18 protein-coding genes and 1 tRNA gene are annotated in these 18,491 nt (G+C 66.9%); 7 read left to right on the top strand and 12 right to left on the bottom strand.

Going from position 1 to position 18,491, the window contains the following annotated elements; all coding sequences use genetic code 11:
- Positions 1–6 precede the first annotated feature (6 nt).
- Positions 7–1,584 carry a murein biosynthesis integral membrane protein MurJ gene (gene murJ, locus QE360_RS00535; RefSeq protein ID WP_309693849.1) on the bottom strand — a complete coding sequence of 526 codons (1,578 nt, stop codon included), beginning with the start codon at positions 1,582–1,584 and terminating at the stop codon, positions 7–9.
- A 13-nt stretch (positions 1,585–1,597) separates the two neighbouring features.
- Positions 1,598–2,110: a protein-export chaperone SecB gene (gene secB / locus QE360_RS00530; RefSeq protein WP_307104089.1), complete on the bottom strand. Its 513-nt coding sequence runs from the start codon at positions 2,108–2,110 to the stop codon at positions 1,598–1,600.
- A gap of 219 nt (positions 2,111–2,329) precedes the next feature.
- On the opposite strand from secB, the gene QE360_RS00525 reads away from it, so the two are divergent.
- From QE360_RS00525 to QE360_RS00515, 3 genes are read left to right on the top strand one after another with little or no spacing between them, the layout of a single operon-like run.
- The gene (locus QE360_RS00525; protein ID WP_405052658.1) at positions 2,330–2,953 is read left to right on the top strand and encodes a Tim44/TimA family putative adaptor protein; all 624 of its coding nucleotides are present in this window, start codon (positions 2,330–2,332) and stop codon (positions 2,951–2,953) included.
- 27 nt (positions 2,954–2,980) lie between these two features.
- On the top strand, positions 2,981–4,333 hold the full coding sequence (locus QE360_RS00520) for a murein transglycosylase A (RefSeq protein WP_405052543.1): 1,353 nt from the start codon (positions 2,981–2,983) through the stop codon (positions 4,331–4,333).
- Positions 4,334–4,358: 25 nt separating this feature from the next.
- The gene (locus tag QE360_RS00515; RefSeq protein WP_309703998.1) at positions 4,359–4,886 is read left to right on the top strand and encodes a Smr/MutS family protein; all 528 of its coding nucleotides are present in this window, start codon (positions 4,359–4,361) and stop codon (positions 4,884–4,886) included.
- Here QE360_RS00515 and dapE read toward each other — a convergent pair.
- Positions 4,864–5,982, bottom strand: coding sequence for a succinyl-diaminopimelate desuccinylase (gene dapE, locus QE360_RS00510; protein WP_309698451.1), 1,119 nt, complete (start codon positions 5,980–5,982; stop codon positions 4,864–4,866). The two genes, QE360_RS00515 and dapE, sit on opposite strands and share 23 nt — an antisense overlap.
- A gap of 126 nt (positions 5,983–6,108) precedes the next feature.
- On the opposite strand from dapE, the gene QE360_RS00505 reads away from it, so the two are divergent.
- A complete protein-coding gene (locus tag QE360_RS00505) occupies positions 6,109–6,279 on the top strand; it encodes a hypothetical protein (RefSeq protein ID WP_309698449.1) in 171 nt (56 codons plus the stop codon).
- A gap of 50 nt (positions 6,280–6,329) precedes the next feature.
- Here QE360_RS00505 and QE360_RS00500 read toward each other — a convergent pair whose 3' ends face one another.
- The 7 genes from QE360_RS00500 to rpmH form a co-directional block, all read right to left on the bottom strand.
- Positions 6,330–6,992: a glutathione S-transferase gene (locus QE360_RS00500; protein WP_309698446.1), complete on the bottom strand. Its 663-nt coding sequence runs from the start codon at positions 6,990–6,992 to the stop codon at positions 6,330–6,332.
- A gap of 98 nt (positions 6,993–7,090) precedes the next feature.
- On the bottom strand, positions 7,091–10,129 hold the full coding sequence (locus QE360_RS00495) for a TonB-dependent receptor domain-containing protein (RefSeq protein ID WP_309698444.1): 3,039 nt from the start codon (positions 10,127–10,129) through the stop codon (positions 7,091–7,093).
- Positions 10,130–10,609: 480 nt separating this feature from the next.
- Positions 10,610–11,284, bottom strand: a complete 675-nt coding sequence (gene yihA, locus QE360_RS00490; protein WP_307104103.1) for a ribosome biogenesis GTP-binding protein YihA/YsxC — start codon at positions 11,282–11,284, stop codon at positions 10,610–10,612.
- Positions 11,281–12,978, bottom strand: coding sequence for a membrane protein insertase YidC (yidC, locus tag QE360_RS00485; RefSeq protein WP_307104105.1), 1,698 nt, complete (start codon positions 12,976–12,978; stop codon positions 11,281–11,283). Before yidC ends, yihA begins: the two co-directional genes overlap by 4 nt.
- Positions 12,979–13,008: 30 nt before the next feature.
- The gene (yidD, locus tag QE360_RS00480) at positions 13,009–13,221 is read right to left on the bottom strand and encodes a membrane protein insertion efficiency factor YidD (protein WP_042490341.1); all 213 of its coding nucleotides are present in this window, start codon (positions 13,219–13,221) and stop codon (positions 13,009–13,011) included.
- 2 nt (positions 13,222–13,223) lie between these two features.
- Positions 13,224–13,610: a ribonuclease P protein component gene (gene rnpA / locus QE360_RS00475; RefSeq protein ID WP_373424734.1), complete on the bottom strand. Its 387-nt coding sequence runs from the start codon at positions 13,608–13,610 to the stop codon at positions 13,224–13,226.
- A gap of 59 nt (positions 13,611–13,669) precedes the next feature.
- Entirely contained in the window at positions 13,670–13,804 is a 135-nt protein-coding gene (rpmH, locus tag QE360_RS00470; protein ID WP_007404632.1) for a 50S ribosomal protein L34, read from the bottom strand.
- A gap of 196 nt (positions 13,805–14,000) precedes the next feature.
- Here rpmH and QE360_RS00465 point away from each other — a divergent pair, with 196 nt between their 5' ends.
- From QE360_RS00465 to QE360_RS00455, 3 genes are all read left to right on the top strand, one after another.
- A complete protein-coding gene (locus QE360_RS00465; protein WP_309698440.1) occupies positions 14,001–15,515 on the top strand; it encodes a YifB family Mg chelatase-like AAA ATPase in 1,515 nt (504 codons plus the stop codon).
- A gap of 82 nt (positions 15,516–15,597) precedes the next feature.
- Positions 15,598–15,682: transfer RNA gene (locus QE360_RS00460), tRNA-Leu, on the top strand.
- A gap of 30 nt (positions 15,683–15,712) precedes the next feature.
- A complete protein-coding gene (locus QE360_RS00455) occupies positions 15,713–15,964 on the top strand; it encodes a hypothetical protein (protein ID WP_309698438.1) in 252 nt (83 codons plus the stop codon).
- 168 nt (positions 15,965–16,132) lie between these two features.
- Here the strand turns inward: QE360_RS00455 and QE360_RS00450 are convergent, their stop codons facing one another.
- Positions 16,133–17,746 carry a S10 family serine carboxypeptidase-like protein gene (locus tag QE360_RS00450; RefSeq protein WP_309698436.1) on the bottom strand — a complete coding sequence of 538 codons (1,614 nt, stop codon included), beginning with the start codon at positions 17,744–17,746 and terminating at the stop codon, positions 16,133–16,135.
- A 45-nt stretch (positions 17,747–17,791) separates the two neighbouring features.
- Entirely contained in the window at positions 17,792–18,472 is a 681-nt protein-coding gene (locus QE360_RS00445; protein ID WP_309698434.1) for a ZIP family metal transporter, read from the bottom strand.
- Between the last annotated feature and the right edge of the window lie 19 nt (positions 18,473–18,491).

Here is an 18,491-nt window from a genome sequence, read left to right as displayed (position 1 = left end):
TGGTCCTCAACTGTTGCGGCGAACGAGCCGCTTGATGTCCGCGATCCGGAAAGCGCCGGTCGCGAAGGTGGCCATCGCATAGACCAGCATGCCGGTGGCGACCAGTAGGAGGAGCGCACCCCAGCGTTCGAGGTTGGAGCCGGTCACATAGGGCTGGAACTGCGTGTTGAGCAGCGCCATCGCCCCGCCCATCAGCAGCGCCGCGACCCCCATCCGCCACGCCCGGCGGCGCAGCTGCGCATCGGCGACGAAATGCCCACGCTTCGACAGGGTGCGATAGAGGAGCGCGACATTGACGGTCGAGGCGATCGCGGTAGCGAGCGGCGGGCCCATATGCTTGAGCGGCCAGATCAGGATCAGGTTCAGCACCAGATTGACCAGCATCGACTGGGTGGCGAAGCGCACCGGCGTGCGGGTGTCGGCACGCGCGTAGAAGCCCGGCGTCAGCACCTTGACCAGGATATAGCTGGGCAGGCCGATCGAGAAGGCGGCCAGCGCCTGCGAGGTATAGAGGCTGTTGGTCGCGGTGAACTTGCCATGCTGGAACAGGGCGGCGGTGATCGGCTGGCCGCAGACGATCAGCGCGACCGTGGCGGGCAGGGTGAGCAGCAGCGCCAGCTCCATGCCCCGGTTCTGCGTCTCCATCGCCTCGGCCTCCTTGCCCGCGCCCAGCAGGCGCGAGATGGTGGGCAGGAGCACGGTCCCCAGGCCGATGCCAATCAGCCCCAGCGGCAACTGGTTCAGCCGGTCGGCGGCATAGATATAGGACACCGACCCCGCAGGGAGGAAACGCGCGGCCAGCCCGGTCGAGATCAGCAGGTTGATCTGCACCGCGCCCGCCCCGGCGGCGGCGGGCAGGATCAGCTTCAGCAGCCGCTTGACGTCGTCATTGATCGTCGGCCGCTTCAGCCGCAACCGAACCCCGGCGCGGCGGCAGGCCCACCATAGCCAGACGAATTGCAGGATGCCCGCGACCGACACCGCGATCGCCTGGTTGCGCGCGGTGGGCAGCGGATCATGCGCGTGGAACAGCAGGAGGGCCGCGATCAGCGTCAGGTTGAGCAGGATCGGCGCGGCCGCATTGACCCAGAAACGGTGCAGCGAATTGAGGATGCCGCCCAGCAGCGACACCAGGCTGATGAACAGCAGATAGGGAAAGGTCAGCCGGTTGAGCAGCACGATATAATCGAACTGCGCGGCCGTCCCGTCGCCATAGCCGAAGGTCTGGAGCCAGGTGACGGGCCAGGCCGCGACCTCGACGATCGCGGTCATCACGATCAGGACGGGCAACAGCACCGACAGCGCGTTTTCGGCAAAGGCGAGCCCCAGCGCCAGGCCGGAGCCTTCCGCCGCCTTGTCCCCCTCCGCCACCTTGCGGTTGAACATCGGGATGAAGGCGGCGGAAAAGGCACCCTCGGCGAAGAGGGCGCGGAAGAGGTTGGGCAGGCGAAACGCGATCTGGAACGCGTCGGAGGCGAAGTTCGCGCCCACGAAGCGGAAGAACAGCGAGTCGCGAACCAGACCAAGCACGCGGCTGGCCAGAGTCAGCCCGCCGACCGAGCCCAGCGCCTTGGTCAGATTCATCGATCAGTCCGGATCAGGCGTGGCCGGTTTCCGGGGTGTTCGGCTGGGCCGTGCCCTGCGCCTCGGACTGCTGGACATAGAGCTGCGCGAAGTCGATCGGCTCCAGCATCAGCGGCGGGAAGCCGCCGTCGCGGACGGCATCGGCCAGCACGCGGCGCGCGAAGGGGAAGAGCAGGCGGGGCGCTTCGCCCAGCATGAAGGGCTGGATCTGGTCGACCGGCACGTTGCGGAAACCGAACAGGCCCGCATAGCTGAGGTCGACGATGAAGGCGGTCTTGCCCTCGGACTCGGCGCGCACCTCGATCTTCAGGACCAGTTCGTGCACTTCCTCGCCGACCTGCGACGCCGAGATGTTGAACTGCACGTCGATGCCGGGGGCGGCCTGTGCCTGGTAGATGCCCGGCGCGTTCGGGTTCTCGAACGACAGGTCCTTCACATATTGCGAGATCAGACCGGCGGCGGGGCCGCCATCCTCACCCTCGGCGGTCGGCGCTTCGAAGCCCTGCGGCAAACCCTGTTCGTCCATCGTCAATACCTTCTAGCGTAGCATAAAGGGGAAAAGGGAACCGAAAGGGCGGGTTCGCGCGTTCGGCCCAATGGCCGCTTCGCGTAGCAGCGGGTCGACGGGGATTCAACCTTGGCCTCTTGCATGGGCCGTGCGGGTTTCCATTGTCGGGCCGCGCGCCTATATCGGCCCTATTAGTGAAAGGCGCCTGCGTTGTTATTCTACGTCGTTCTTCTCGCGATGGTCGCGCTCTTCCTCGCGCTGAGGCTGTACAGCGTGCTGGGCAAGCGCACCGGTCATGAACAGCAGCCGCTGGCGCGCAGCGCCGACGATCGGGCCCTGCCGGTCACGCTGCCCCGCGCGCCCGAACCGGCGCAGGCGGCGATGCCGGTGATGAACCGCAACATCGACCCGCGCGCCGAACAGGGCCTGCGCGCGGTGATCGCGGGCGAGTCCGGTTTCGACGTGGCGCAGTTCCTGAACGGCGCGCAGGCGGCCTATCGCATGACGCTGGAAGCCTTTTGGAAGGGCGACGAGGACGCGCTGGCCGATCTGGTGGAGGCCGATGTGCTGGGCGCCTTTGCCGAGGCGATCGAACAGCGGCGCGCGGCGGGCCAGACGCTCGATAACCGCCTGATCCGTATCGAGAGCGCCAAGATCGTCGACGCGCAGGTGCAGGGCCGCGATGCGCGCATCACCGTCCGCTTCGACGCCGATATCGCCGCGATCACGCGCGATGCCGATGGCAACGTCATTGCCGGTTCGCTGAGCGATGCGGTCGAGACGCACGACGTGTGGACCTTTGCCCGGACGCTCAAGAGCGGCGATCCGAACTGGAAGCTCATCGACACCGACGAAGCCTGACGCGGCCATATGGGGGACAGGAAAGCGGTGAGGGGGCTGAGGCTCGCGGCGACGGTCGCGCTATCGTTGAGCTTGGCGGCCTGTGCCGGACGGATCGTGCCGCCGGGCGCGGCTGGCGAGGCGCCGTCGCGCGGACATGGGGTTCGCCCGGAGCCGGTTCGGCCCCGCGCTGGTGGCGCGGCGGTTCAGCCGGGCGGTCCCAGCGTATCGCGCGTGCCCAATGGTTCGGCCCGGATCGTGGGAGCGACGCCGCTGCCCGCCACCCCGGTCGTGCCCGTTGCGGGCGCGCTGAACGCGGCGCAATCGGGTATCCTCGCCGGGCCGCCCGTCGCCTCGCTTCCCATCACCGAGCCGCAGGCGGAGGCCGCGCGCGCCGCCTTTGCCTTGTCCTGCCCCGGATTGATGCGGCGCACCGATGCCAGCGGTCTGACGCAGGGTGCCGACTGGCAACCCGCCTGCCAGGCCGCCGCCAGCGTATCGCCTGGGCAGGCCCGCGATTTCTTCGCACGCTATTTCGAGGCGGTGCAGGTCAGCGACGGCCGCTCGCTCGCCACCGGCTATTATGAGCCCGAAATCGCCGGATCGCGCGAACGGCGCGCAGGGTATGACGTGCCGATCTATGCCCGGCCGCGCGACCTGATCGATGTCGACCTGGGCGCCTTCTCGACCGATTTGAAGGGCAAGAAGGTGCGCGGCAAGGTGCAGGGCAGCAACCTCGTCCCCTATGACGACCGCACCGCGATCGAGCAGGGCTCGCTGGCGGGGCGTGCGCCAGTGCTGGCCTGGGGTGCCGATCCGGTCGAGGTGTTCTTCCTCCAGATCCAGGGATCGGGGCGGCTGCGTCAGCCTGACGGGTCGGTCATGCGGATCGGCTATGACAGCCAGAATGGCCGCGACTATACCGGCATCGGCGCGCTGATGAAGGCGCGCGGGCTGCTGGGGCCGGGGCAGACCTCGATGCAGGGCATCGTCGCATGGCTGCACGAGCATCCCGAGGAAGGCCGCGCGATCATGCGCGAGAATAAGAGCTTCGTCTTCTTCCGCGAGCTGAACGGCGCACCCCAGGGGGCAATGGGCTATGCGGTGACCGGGCAGGTCAGCGCCGCCGCCGATCCGAAATTCGTGCCGCTGGGCGCGCCGGTGTTCCTGTCGATGGACCGGCAGGACGTGACCGGCCTGTGGGTCGTGCAGGACACCGGGGGCGCCATCAAGGGCTCCAACCGCTTCGACACCTTTTGGGGCGCGGGCGACACGGCGCGCAGCGTCGCGGGCGGCATGTCGGCGCGCGGCACCGCGTTCCTGCTGCTGCCGGTGGGCACGCTGGCGCGGGCGGGTTTGGCGAGCGCGAGCGGAACGCCCGGTGCGCCCCCTCAACGCTGACGAAGCGCAGCTCTGGGCGCGGGTGATGGAGACGGTGCGCCCATTGCGCGCCGCCGTCGTCCCCGCACGCCCCGCGCCGCCCCCGCCCAGCATGGAGGCGGTGTTCCAGGAAACTCCCGGCGCGCCCAAGGTTCGCGTGAAGGGACGGGTGCCGCCGCTGCGCCAGCCCGCGCCGCCCCCCGCCGCGCCCAAAAAGGGGCCGGGCGAGACGCTGGACGGTGGCTGGGACAAGCGGCTGTCGCGGGGCAGCGTGATGCCCGACAGCTCGCTCGACCTGCATGGCCATACGCTGGCCTCGGCCCATGCACTGCTCGATCAGGGGCTGGGCCGGGCAATCGCGCGGGGGGACCGGGTGCTGTTGCTCGTCACCGGCAAGCCGCCGCGTCCTGAAAGCGAACGGCCCCATGCGCGCGGCGCGATCCGTGCGGCGATCAGCGACTGGCTGGGGGCGTCGCGCCATGCCGATGCCATCGCCGCCATCCGGGGCGCCCATCCGCGCCATGGCGGGCTGGGCGCGCTCTATATCGTGTTCAGGCGCCCGCGCGAGCGATGACACCGGCATAGATACGGGTCAGCGCGCGCAGGTCTTCGACCGCCACCGCTTCGTCGACCTTGTGCATCGTGGCGTTCAGCAGGCCGAACTCGACCGTCGGGCACAGCTTCGACAGGAAGCGCGCGTCGGAGGTGCCGCCGGTGGTCGACAGCTCCGGCTCGATCCCGGTCTCGGCGCGGATGGCCTCGGCGATCATCGCGGAGAAGGCGCCGGGCTGGGTCAGGAAGGCCTCGCCCGAGATTCGGCCTGACACCTGTGCCGATGGGGCATGGGCATGCGCGATCTCGGTAATGCGCGTCACCAGCGCCTCGCCGCTCTGTTCGTCATTGAACCGGATCGACAGCCGCGCCTGGGCCGAGCCCGGAATGACGTTGGTCGCCGGATTGCCGACATGCAGGTCGGTGATCTCGATATTCGACGGCTGGAACCAGGCATTACCGGTGTCGAGCGTGATCCCCTCGATCTCCGCCAGCATCGCGACCAGCGGGGTGATCGGATTGTCGGCAAGATGGGGATAGGCGACATGGCCCTGGCGGCCGGGCACGGTGATCCAGATATTGACCGAGCCGCGCCGTCCGATCTTCATCATGTCGCCCAGCCGCTGGGTCGAGGTCGGCTCGCCGACCAGGCACAGATCGGGTGCGATGCCGCCCGCCGCCATCCGGTCGATCAGCGCGCGAGTGCCGTAGATGGCGGGGCCTTCCTCGTCGCCGGTGATGATCAGCGACAAAGGGATGGTCGCGGGGCAAGCGGCGACCGCCGCGACGAAGGCGGCGACCGCGCCCTTCATGTCGACCGCGCCGCGCCCGAACAACAGACCGTCGCGCACGTCCCCCGAAAAGGGTGAGCCCTGCCAGCCATCGCCCGCGGGCACGACATCGACATGGCCCGCAAACGCCAGATGGGTGCCGCTGCCGCCGCGCGTCGCCAGCAGATTCTCGACCGGACCGTCGGGGGCCTCGCCCACCACGAAGCGATCCACCGCAAAGCCGAGCGGGGTCAGCGCCGCTTCCAGCACGTCGAACACGCTTCCCATCGCGGGCGTGACGCTGTCGGCGCGGATCAGCGCCTGGGCGAGGTCGAGAACATCGGTCATGCCCGGCGGCATAGGCACCGCATGGCCGCTCGGCAATTCCCCCTTTAAGGCAAAGCCCATAGGCGGCGGCTTGGACCCCTGCGCCGCCCGGCTTCGTTCTGTCCCCCGGACAACAGGAGCGATGCGATGAACGATCCCGATCATAAGGGGCACAAGGCGGGTGGACGATTGCTGATGTGGCTGGTGATCGCGCTAGGTGTTGCGGGAATCCTGCTCTACACCTTCAGCACGCGCGTCGCCGAACCGGCGGACGAACAGCGCGCGCCGCTGAACGAGGTGCGGCCGACCGCGCGCTAGGCTCCGCCCTCCGTTCGCGCCCTGTCGAGGCGCGAGCGGAGGGGGGGCGGTCACGCCACCGGCTGCTCGAACCGCTCGATCACCCATTCCTCTTCCTGCGCGGCGGCGATCCAGTCCTGCATGAAGGGATGGCGCAGCACCGCGTCCATATAGGGCACGGCGAAGCGCGCGACGGGCAGCTGATAGGTCACGATGCGGGTGACGACCGGCGCGAACATGATGTCGACCGCGCCGAATGATCCGAACAGGAAGTCGCCCCCGCCGCCGAAGCGCGCGCGGGCCTGGGCCCATAGCTCCATGATGCGCTTCAGATCGACGATGACGTCCTCGTCGGGCGTTTGCGCCGGATAGACCTGACGGATGTTCATGCTGTGCTTGCGGCGCAGCGCGACGAAGCTGGAATGCATCTCGGCCGCCATCGACCGCGCCATGGCGCGCGCGGCATCGTCCTGGGGCCAGAAACGGTCGCGGCCCACCTTGTCGGCCAGATAGTCGATGATCGCCAGGCTGTCCCACACGACCGCCTCGCCGTCCCACAGGATCGGCACCTTGCCCGAGGAGGGGGCGAACTCGGCGCCCTCGCGCCGGCGGTCCCAATCCTCGTCATAGAGCGGCACGACCACTTCCTCGAACGCGATGCCCGACTGCCGACAGGCGAGCCAGCCGCGCAGCGACCAGGAGGAATAGGCCTTGTTGCCGATGATCAACTTCATGGGCCAAGGCGTAACCGGCTCGACGCGACGCTGCAACCGCACAAAAAAGCCCGCCCGGAGGGAACCGGACGGGCCTTTTTCGTTTCGAGTGGGGCCGATCAGAAGCGGGCGGTGGCCGCCACGCGGAAGAAGCGCCCGATGATGCCCGAATAATAGGGGCGGACGCCCGTGGTGCCGACCGGCAGCGGGTAAGGCGGCCGGGCGTTGAACACATTGTCGACGATGAAGCGCAGGTTGAACTGCTCGTTCACCTTCATGCCGACCGTGGTGTTGAACACCATCCAGTCGCTGGCACCCTTCACGTCGCGGGCATTGGCGGCCTCGTCCATGTCGAAGCGGACCTTGCCGGTATATTGCCCCTGGAACAGGACGTTGAAGTTGCGGCCCTCATAGGTCAGGTTCGCGGTGCCCGAATGGCGCGGATAGCCGATCTCGCCCGCGTTATGGTTGATATCGCCGGTGCCGACCTGGGTCTGCAGCTTGTCGCGGTAGAAATAGTTGACCGACAGGCCGACGGTTCCCGCATCGGTCAGCCCGACCCGGTCGAGCGGCAGGCGATAGGCGATGGTCGATTGCAGCCCGGCCGTCTCCAGCACGGCGGCATTGTAATAGCCTTCGCGGATAGTCGTGATCTGCCCGTCGGCACCGCGATCCAGCAAGCCGCAGAACTGGTTGGGATAGCTCGACGAATCATAGCAGGCGTTCAGAATGTCCGTCCCGCCCAGCGAGGCGATCGCATCGTTCAGCTTGATGTTCACCCAATCGACCGCAATCGACAGGCCGGGGATGAAGCGCGGCTGCGCGATGGCGCCGACGGTCCAGCTGTCCGCCTTCTCGTTGCGCAGATTCGGGTTGCCTGCGACCGTGACCGGCACGGTGAAGTCGCTGAAGTTCGACGTGAAGCTGTCCGGATTGATCCCGGCGGCGACGCAGTTTGCGCGACGTACGGCGGGATTGGGACCATTGCCGACATAGCGGGCATCACACGGATCATTGCCCGAATCGAACGCGCGCGAGGTCGGGTTGAACACCTCCGTGATCGCGGGCGAGCGGATCGAGCGGGTGAAGTTGCCGCGGAAGGTCAGCCCCTGGAAGAAGCCGACCCGGCCGCCGGCGGTCCAGGTCAGGTCGCCGCCTGACAGCGAGTTGTCGACATAGCGTGCCGCCCCATCGAATTCGAGCGTCTTGAGCCAGCGCAGCTCGTTCTTGCTCGACACGAAAGGCACGACCAGTTCGCCGAACACCTCATTGGTGTGGAACTTGCCACGGATCGGGTCGATCGGGATGATCCGGCCATATTGGACGCGGCTGCCGTCCGCCTGCGGCTCGCCATAATAATAGGTGCCGGGATCGAAGCGGGTCTTTTCCTCACGATGCTCGTAACCCAGCGACAGCGAGACGTCGTTGCCGAACAGCTGGAAGACCGGGCCGTTGATGTTCGCGTTGAGCACGATCTGCTCGTTGACCGAACGCGGCGTGGCGACCGCGAAGATATAGTCGCGCGCCGCCTGGCTGGCCTGGCCGATGCCGAAGATGTTGAGGGGCGTGCAGCTCTGGTTCGCGGTCGGGATGGTCGCGTTCACGACGCCGGGGCGGCAGGTGATGTTGCCCGACGCATCGCGCACCGCGTCGATCGCATTGGCGAAGTTCTGCTGCACCAGTTCGTAATTGCGGCCGTCGGTCTGCGAACGGCCATAAACGCCCGAGGCTTCCCATTTGAAATCGCGGCCGAGCAGCGGCACCGTGCCGTCGAACCCGCCGACGAAGCGATAGGTCTCGACCTTCGCCTCGGCGCGGCCCGTGGTCAGGTCGGCGAGCGCGCGGCCCAGATAGAATTGGTTCTGTCCCGCGGGCAGGTTGGCGGCGATCGTCGCGCGGTCGGTGGCGGACAGGAACGGATTGTCCAGATTGACGATGATGTTGCCGTCGGCGGTGCCCGCAGCGTCGAACAGCGCGGTATTGTAATTCGGCTGGTCGATCAGGTTCACGCCCTTGCTGTGCGTGTACCAGGCCTCGCTGAAGAAGCGGATGCGGTCGCTGATCTGATAGCTGGCCTGCGCGCTGGCGATATAGCGTTCGGAATTGGTCAGCAGATTGTTCTGGAGAGGCAGGTTGAAGCCGTTGCCGCCGCTGCTGATGTAACCCTGGCGCATCGGCGTGCCCAGGTCGAGCGGAACGAGCGTGCCGTCCGCGCCGAACTGGAGCAGCTGGCCCGCCGCGTTGCGGATGCCCGACCGGCGGGCGAGATAGTCGTCCGCGCTGAACGGCACGCCGCCCACGGTGAACGCGCTGTAACGCTGCGACGGATAGAGGATGCGCTGGAACGGCGAGCTGGTATCGGTCGGCGTACCGAAGAAGCGGCCCTCGGCGGTCACTTCGCGATCGGCATAGGTCAGGCCGGTGACGCGGTTATACTCGCCCGAGATGGTGATGTTGCCGCGCCCGTCGGCGAAATTCTTGCCCGCCAGCACGCTCAGCCGCTGGTCGGGGGCGTCGCCGCGCTGCGAGACGCCCGCCTGACCCTCAAGCTGAAGCCCCTCGTAATTGCGCTTCAGGATGATGTTGACGGTGCCCGCGATCGCATCCGAACCATAGATGGGCGCGCCGCCGATGGCGACGGTCTCGACCCGATCGACCAGCGTGGTCGGGATGTTGTTCAGATCGACCTGCGTACCGGCCGAGACGGGGCCGAAGATGCTGGCGGTGTTCGATGACACGAAGCGGCGGCCATTGATCAGCACCAGCGTGCGCTGGGTGCCCAGACCGAAAAAGTCGACAAAGGTCTGCGCGGGGCCGAAGGACGACTGGGCGCCGACGCCGCTATTGCCCGGAGGGCCGAAGGCGGGGATTTCGCTCAGCACCTGGCCGACATTGGTATAGCCGCGATTTTCGATCTGCGCCGCACCCACGACCTGGGTCGGCTGCAAGGTTTCGAACTCGGGACGGGCGATGCGCGATCCGGTGACGACCACGTCCTGACCGCCCGCCGCGTCCTGATCCGCCGGGCTATCCTGCGCGGTGGTGGTCTCCGACGCGCTGGGGGGCAGGGTCTGCGCGGCGGCGGGGGCCGCAAGCAGCGTGAGCAGCGCGACGGCGCTGACGTCGCGCAAGGCGCGCGAGCGGATATTCCGGGACATGATACGCTTTCCCCATGTTATGGTCTTGTTTTCATGGGGCTATTCCTGCGTATGACAGGAGGTCAATAAAAGCGTCATATTTGCTGACATTTGTCAGCCGTCGCTGCATTTTTGCAACAACATCAGTTAGTTCGTCTGGGGTCGATCGACATTCAGCGATGCCTTTCCTTCCCTCGCCCCTCGCAGAGGGGAGAGGGTTGCGCAGACTTGGTCTTTGCTAAAGCAAAGGCCTAGTCGGAGCTGGGTGAGGGGTGGGCGCTCGCAAAGCGAGCGCGCGAGCCTACAGGCTCGCTCAACCCCTCACCCAAGCTGCGCTAGCCAGCAGGCTGGCAAGCTTCGCTAACCCTCTCCGCTGTTCAGGGGAGAGGGGAGGAAGAAGCAATGCTGAATGCTAATCCGACCTAGGGCCCGACATGTGGCCGGAATGTCATGGCGAGAGACGGGAGCCCGCCGCCGCGCGGCCGGGCTCCCATGGCCGGTTCAGCCGATCGCTTCGAGTACGGCCGCGCGCAGTTCGGGAATGCCCAAGCCGCCTTCGCTGGAGGTGGCGAGGATTTCGGGATGCGCTGCGGCCCGCTTGCGGGCCTCCGCTTCGGTCCGCTCGACGACGGCGGCCAGTTCGCTCGCCTTCACCTTGTCCGCCTTGGTCAGGACGATGCGATAGCTGACCGCCGCGCGGTCGAGCATCTCCAGGATCTCGCGATCCACCTCCTTGATGCCGTGACGCGAGTCGATCAGCACCAGCGCGCGCTTCAGCGCCTGCCGTCCGCGCAGGAAGTCGTTCACCAGGAACCGCCACTGCTTGACCATGTCCTTGGGCGCCTTGGCAAAGCCATAGCCCGGCATGTCGACCAGCCGCAGCGTCGGCGGCGTGCCGACGTCGAAGAAGTTCAGCTCCTGCGTCCGGCCCGGCGTGTTCGAGGTGCGGGCCAGGCCGTTGCGATTGGTCATCGCGTTGAGCAGCGACGACTTGCCGACGTTCGACCGGCCCGCCACCGCGACTTCCGGCACGATCGGATCGGGCAGGAATTTCAGCGCGGGCGCGGACTTCAGGAACGAGACGGGACCGGCGAACAGCTTGCGCGCCGACTCGACCAGTTCCTCCGAAAAACCGGTCGGTTCTTCGGAGGGGAGGGGGGTGGGAAGCTCGCTCACTTGGCGACCGGCTGCTTCAGGCCCGGATGGCGGGCATAGAGCAGGCGCTGCTGCAGGATCGAGATGCAGTTGGTCGTGATCCAGTAGACCTGAAGGCCGACTGCGAACGGCGCCATCACGAACATCAGCACCCAGGGCAGGATCGCGAAGACCTGCTTCTGCGCGTCGTCCATCGGCTGCGGGTTCATCTTGAACTGGAAGTACATCGAGATGCCCAGCAGGATCGGCACCACGCCGATCGCGATGAAGTGCGGCGGCACGAAGGGCAGCAGGCCGAACAGGTTGACCGGGGTCAGCGGATCGGGCGCGGACAGGTCCTTGATCCAGGCGACGAACGGCTGGTGCCGCATCTCGATCGTCAGCATCAGCACCTTGTAGAGCGCATAGAAGATCGGAATCTGGATCAGCGTGGGCAGGCAGCCCGCCAGCGGATTGACCTTCTCCTGCTTGTAGAGGGCCATGACCTCCTGCTGCATCCGGACCTTGTCGTCCTTGAACCGCTCCTGCAGCGCCTTCATCTTGGGCTGCACCGCGCGCATCGCCGCCATCGAGGCGAACTGGCGCTGCGCGATGGGGAACATCAATGCGCGGATGGTGACGGTCAGCAGGATGATCGCGACGCCGAAATTGCCGACCAGGCGGAACAGCCAGTCGAGATAATAGAAGATCGGCTTTTCGAGGACCCGCAGATAGCCCCAGTCGAGCGCGTAATCGAGCTTCGTCGCGCCTTCCTTGTCGGTATAGCGGTCGAGCAGCGCGACTTCCTTGGCGCCCGCGAAGAAACGGGTCGTCTGGGTGATCTGCTTGCCCGGCGCCAGCGTCTGCGGCTGGAGCGTATAGTCGGCCTGATAGGTCTGACCCGCGCCCGCGCGGAACTGGCCGTCAAAGGCCTTGGACTGGTCGGGGATCAGCGTCGCCAGCCAATATTTGTCGGTGAAGCCCAGCCAGCCGCCGGTGGTGGTGAAGCGGGTGGGGGCCTTGTCCAGATCCTTCCAGTTGGGGCCGTAATGCGCGGTGCCGTCATTGACCGACATCGGGCCGACATGGATCGTCCAGGTGTCCGGATCGGCCGAGATGCCGCGATTGACATAGCCGTATGCCGCGACCGGCACGGCCGCGTTGCCGCCGTTCGCCACCGTCTGCTGGACGGTGAACATATAATCCTTGTCGACCGACAGGGTGATCTGGAAACGCTGGCCGGTCGCGTTGGCGGCGGTCAGCGTGACCGGCTGGCCGGGGCGCAGCACGGGCGCGCTGGCGGTCCAGACGGCATCGGCGGCGGGCGGGTTCAGCCCGTCGGTGCGCCAGCCGAAACCGGCGAAATAGGCACCCTGCGCGCCAGCGGGCGACAACAGGCGGATCGGCGGCGAATCCTTGGCGACCGTTTCCTTATAGTCGAGCAGGACGAGGTCATCGATCCGCGCGCCCTTCAGGTTGATCGAGCCCTTCAGGCGCGGCGTCTCGATCGCCACGCGCGGGGTTTCGGCCAGCACGACGCGGCGGTCGCGAATCGCCGAGGGTGTCGTCGCGGTCGGATTGGCCGTCGAGTTGGCCACCGGTACCTGCTTGCCGTCGACGATCTTCGTCGCGGGCGGGTTGCTCGGGAAGAACTTGTTCTGGATGAGCGGCCATCCGAACAGGATCAGCGCCGCGATCACCGCGAACACGACGAAATTCTTGCGGTCTTGGTTCACGTGGAAACCCCAGTTGTGACGCCAGTTACGTCAGGGGACCGGGTCGGGTCCGTGCCCGCCCCAGGGATGGCACCGCGCAATGCGCTTGAGCGCCAACCAGCCCCCTTTGACCGCGCCATAGCGGCCAATGGCCTGTATTGCATAGGCCGAACAGGATGGTTGATAGCGGCAAGTGGGCGGTAAAATGAGCGACGGGCCGAGTTGCCAGCCCCGCGCGATCAGAATCAAGGCCCGCGCGAACAGGGTCACGCGGGCTCCTGAGACGGTGTGGCGGGCTGGCGATGCGCGCCGCCGCGGGGGCTGCGCCCCTTGCCGCGACCATGATGCACGCGCGGTTCGCGCGGTTTCTGGTCGCCGCCGGTGTCGGGCGAGGCGGCGCGGGTCAGCGCCTTGGCCAGCTCGGCCGTGAGGGCGGCATAATCGCGCTCGATCCCGCCTTGCCGTCCGATCAGGACATGATCGGCGCCCGCAATGCCCTTTACCGGCAAAAGATCGCGCGCGAGCGCCCGCAACCGGCGTTTCATCCGGTTGCGAACGACCGCGTTGCCGATCTTCTTGGTGACGGTGAAGCCGACGCGAATCGTGGCTTCACCATCGTCACGCGGGCGAACCTGCAGCACGAAGCCGGGCATCGCCACGCGTCGCCCGCCATTGGCCGCGAGGAAATCGCGGCGGCGGGTCAGCGTCGTGATTACGCCGACAGCTTCTTGCGGCCGCGCGCGCGACGCGCCCGGATCACCGCACGGCCACCGGGGGTCGCCATCCGCGCACGGAAGCCGTGACGGCGAGCGCGCACCAGGTTGCTGGGCTGAAAGGTCCGCTTCATCGTTCATTCCTTGGATACGTCTGAATAAAAACGGCCGCCACGAGGACGGCCTTGGTGGCAAGCCGCTTACGCAAAGCGGGGTTTCAAGTCAATCCGCCGCACGCGATCCCCGTACGCCCGTCGCCCCTTGCGGTCGGGCGGCATCCTTTGCAGGAAGCATAAGCGGGCAGGGGAGCGTCCGTACAGGGGGATTTGCATGGCGACGATCGTGTCCACGGTGGCCTATCTGGGGCTGGAGGCGCGTGCGGTCGAGGTGCAGGTCCAGCTGATCGCCGGGCTGCCCGCCTTCAACCTGGTGGGCCTGGCCGACAAGGCGGTGGGCGAAAGCCGGGAGCGGGTGCGCGCCGCGATCGCCGCGATGGGCCTGGCCCTGCCGCCCAAGCGGATCGCGGTGAACCTGTCGCCCGCCGACCTGCCCAAGGAAGGATCGCATTTCGACCTGCCGATCGCGCTCGCCCTGCTGGCGGCGATGGGAGTGATCGATGCCGAGCTGCTGGCCGATCATGTCGTGGTCGGCGAGCTGGCGCTGGACGGGCGGATCGGGCCGTCGCCGGGGGTGTTGCTGGCCGCGCTCCATGCGGGGGCGCTCGACAAGGGGCTGATCTGTCCCGCCGCGCAAGGCGCCGAGGCAAGCTGGGCCGGGGGCGGGGCGGTGATCGCCGCGCCCGACCTGCTGTCGCTGATCAACCATCTCAAGGGGCATTCGCTGCTGCCCGTGCCGCAGGGCGGAACGGTTGAGGACGGCGTGCCCGGCCCCGATCTGTCGCAGGTGAAGGGCCAGGAAAATGCCCGCCGCGCGCTGGAGATCGCGGCGGCGGGTGGCCACAACCTGTTGATGAGCGGCCCGCCGGGGTCGGGTAAGTCGCTGATGGCGGCGTGCCTGCCCGGCATCCTGCCGCCGCTCGATGCGGCCGAGGCGCTGGAGGTTTCCATGGTCCAGTCGGTCGCCGGGACGCTGGCCGGAGGGCGGCTGACCCGTACGCGTCCGTTCCGCGCGCCGCATCACTCGGCCTCGATGGCGGCGCTGACCGGCGGCGGGCTGAAGGCGAGGCCGGGCGAGGTGAGTCTGGCGCATCTGGGGGTCCTCTTCCTCGACGAACTGCCCGAATTCCAGCGCGCCGTGCTCGATTCGCTCCGCCAGCCGCTCGAGACGGGCACGGTCAGCATCGCGCGCGCCAACGCCCATGTGACCTTTCCGGCGCGGGTGCAACTGGTCGCGGCGATGAACCCGTGTCGCTGCGGCCATCTGGGCGACGCCGCGCTCGCCTGCGCCCGAGCGCCGCGCTGTGCGGCGGATTACCAGGCCAAGATTTCCGGGCCGCTGCTCGACCGCATCGACCTGTCCGTCGAGGTCCAGCCGGTCCGCGCCATCGATCTGTTCGCTCCCGCCGCCGCCGAATCGTCCGCGATCGTCGCCCAAAGGGTCGCCGCCGCCCGCGCGCGCCAGACGCAGCGCTATCGCGACGCCCCGGTCACGATCCGCACCAATGCCGAGGCCGATGGCGCCTGGCTCGAATGCTGGGCCACCCCGGACGAGTCGGGCCGCGCCCTGCTGGTCGAGGCGGCGGAGCGGATGCGCCTGACCGCGCGCGGCTATACCCGCGTCCTGCGCGTCGCCCGGACGATCGCCGACCTGGCGGGGGTGGAACAAGTGGGGCGCATCCATGTCGCCGAAGCGCTCAGCTATCGTCAGCGTCCCCCAGTGAATTGATCGGCCTGCGGCATGAGTGCAAGATTGCCGACAATCCCCGCTTGCGCGACGCATCACCCTCGTCTAGCAGCACCCCTTCGCTGCCCCTGTGGCGAAATTGGTAGACGCATTCGACTCAAAATCGAACGCCGCAAGGCATGCTGGTTCGAGTCCGGCCAGGGGCACCACTTTCCCAAGCTTCTAAAGAAGCTTGGTATTTGCTGAAATCGCTGCTTGTGACGAGTGCCTGCTACGATCGTGGCGAGGCAGGGACGAGCCCGTACCTGCTCAAGCGTGATGATGGCTCCTGTTATTTCCGGCGGTCGATACCGTTAAAGTCAGGACTCGATCACAGCCAGAAGACGACGATGGCAGGTAAGGCGATGGAGGAAAAGGAAGCGGTGCCAGCGGTCCGGGCTGGCGGCGACGTCGGGAAGATGCCGATCAAGACAGCCGCCGCATTCCCTTAAGGGTGGTGAAGCGGGAAAGGCGATGAACTCGTCGATCGTGCCGCGGTCCGGCTACCGGCCGATCGTCGAACGTCACCGCCACGTCTCCCGCCCGCGCTGGTTCGGCGAAGGGCGGGAGAGGGCGAGCTCGAAACGCCAGTCAGATCCGTGGGGCGAGGCCCGGCATCGTCAGCGTTCCCGCCCTGCCGGACGGTTCTGCACGGACGCGGCCAACGTCTCGTCGTAGAAGTTCGCCAGATCGGTGTGGAGCTGGTGCAAGGCGTCCGGGTTGAGATAGATCATGTGCCCCGAGGAATAGTATTTGAAGCTGACATTGCCGCGCAATTTCTTGTCCAGGAGCATGTGCGAAATGTCGTATTCGGTGGCGAAGAACGGCGTCGCCATGTCGTACCACCCGTTCAAGGACAGGATCTTGAGATAGGGGTTGGTGCGGATCGCGGCGGCCAGATCGACGGCGACATCGGGGTTGTTCATCGGATATCCCGAACCCGGCGCCTTATGCTTCCAGTTCCAGTCGAAGTCCTTGAGACCATAGGTGCCGATGCGATAATCCAGCCCCGGCTTGTACTTCAGGTCGCGCTGCACATAGTCGCTGAACGTCGTGATGAACGCACCGGAAATCGCGGTGTCCGAGGCGTCGAAATCGGGATTCTCGCCAGCGGAGTCCGCATCGACCCCCGTATAGCGGCTGTCGAACCGTCCCACCGTCAGCGCCTGGTCGCGCAGCAGTTCCTTCTGGAAACGGCCGAGATCGACGCGCAGCTTGGCGCGCTTGATGAAGGTCGCGGACAGGCCGGTATAGGCGGCCATCCGGGTGGCGATCGCATCCTCCTCGGCATCGGACAGATCCTGTCCCTTGCTGAGCGCCTGCGCATAGGGACCGGCGGCGAAGGCGCGTACCTCCTTCAGGAAGGCCGGAAGATCGGCGGGCTTGTTCGCGAGGCGATCATGATACCATGCGGTCGCGGCATAGCTTGGCAGATAGCTGCTATAGCTCTGGTCATAACCCTGCTGCTCGATGCCGTAGTTGAGGATCGACGAGAGCAGCACCACGCCGTTCAGCGCCATGCCCCGATCCTGCAACTGATAGGCGAGGGCCGCCGAGCGTGTCGTGCCATAGCTTTCGCCGAACAGGAATTTGGGGCTGGTCCAGCGGCCGTTCTTCGTCGTCCAGCGAAGGATCGTCTTGGCGAAGGCGTCGGCATCCTCGTCGACGCCCCAGAACTGCTTGCCCTTCGCATCGCCGAGCGGGCGTGAATAGCCGGCGCCGACCATGTCGATGAAGACGAGATCGGTCTTGTCCAGCAGCGTGTCCGGGTTGGGGCCAAAGCCATAGGGGGCGGGGCGGATATATTCGGGATTGGCGGTCTTCACCCGCACCGGCGCGAAAGACCCCATGTGCAGCCACACCGACGAGGAGCCAGGGCCGCCATTGTAGAAGAAGGTCACCGGCCGCGTGCCGGGTGCGGCGCCGTCGAGCGTATAGGCGACGTAGAAGACGCTCGCGGTCGGCTTGGCGTCGTCGTCCTTGATCGTGACCGTACCGGCCGTCGCATGATATTTGAGCGTGCGGCCATCGACGACGACGCTGTGCGCGGTCACGTTTTCCTGCTCCTTGGCGGGGGGCGCCACCCAGGCCTCGGCCAGATCCTGCGCCACCTTCTCGTCATGGATCGCAGCGGGAGACTTCCCGCCGGGCTGCGCGTCCTTGGGCGCATCCTGCGCCATGGCAGGGGCTGCGATCGTCAGGGCGGTCAGGAGGGGGATCGTCAGAAGGCGCATGAGGCTATGAGGTCCTTTGATGAGGCTGAGGAAAGACGTGGAAGGCTAACCGGCGAAATGAACCACACCGGCCATGGCGGCGATGCCGCACAGGCTCGCCAGCCCGCTTGCCGCACCGGACCGTCCACACCGGCTACGGGGCAGCAGTTCCGACGCGCCGATATAGAGGAAGCCACCGGCGAACAGCGCGAGCAGCAGCGAGAAGCGTTCGAGATCGACGGGCACGGCCTGACCGATCGCGACACCGGCCAGCGGCGCGGCGGCATTGACGATCAGCCACCGATGCGTGCGTTCGGTCTTGCCCGCCAGCGTGCTCAAGCCGACCATGTTGGCTCCATCGGCCATGTCGTGCGCGAGCACCGCGATCGCGACCAGCCAGCCGGTTGCGCTCGAAAGCTGAAAGGCGATGCCGATGCCGAGGCCGTCCATCACGCTGTGCAGGATCAGGCTGATGCGCCCCGCCGCACCGGCGGCTGGCATCCGGTGAAGCAGGATATAGAGCGCCACGCCAGCCACCGTCGCACCGAAGACGATGTCGGCGCCGTGTACGCTTTCGCCGCTTTCCAGGGCCTCGGGCAATAGATCGAGAAGGGCCAGCCCGATGACCATGCCGCCGGTCAGCCCAAACAACAGGTCGCGCCGCTGCCCCCAGCGCATCGCCAGCCTGCCGCCGACATAGGTCGACAGGCTTGCCATCGCGCCGAGCAGGAAGGGCAGGGTCGTCACGGTCTCGGTTCAGACCAGA

Origin of the sequence: Sphingomonas sp. SORGH_AS_0789, assembly GCF_031453055.1 — a bacterium.
Taxonomy (GTDB): Bacteria; Pseudomonadota; Alphaproteobacteria; order Sphingomonadales; family Sphingomonadaceae; genus Sphingomonas.
Note: the sequence above shows the minus strand (reverse complement) of the source record. Positions and strands in the feature narration are given on the sequence as shown.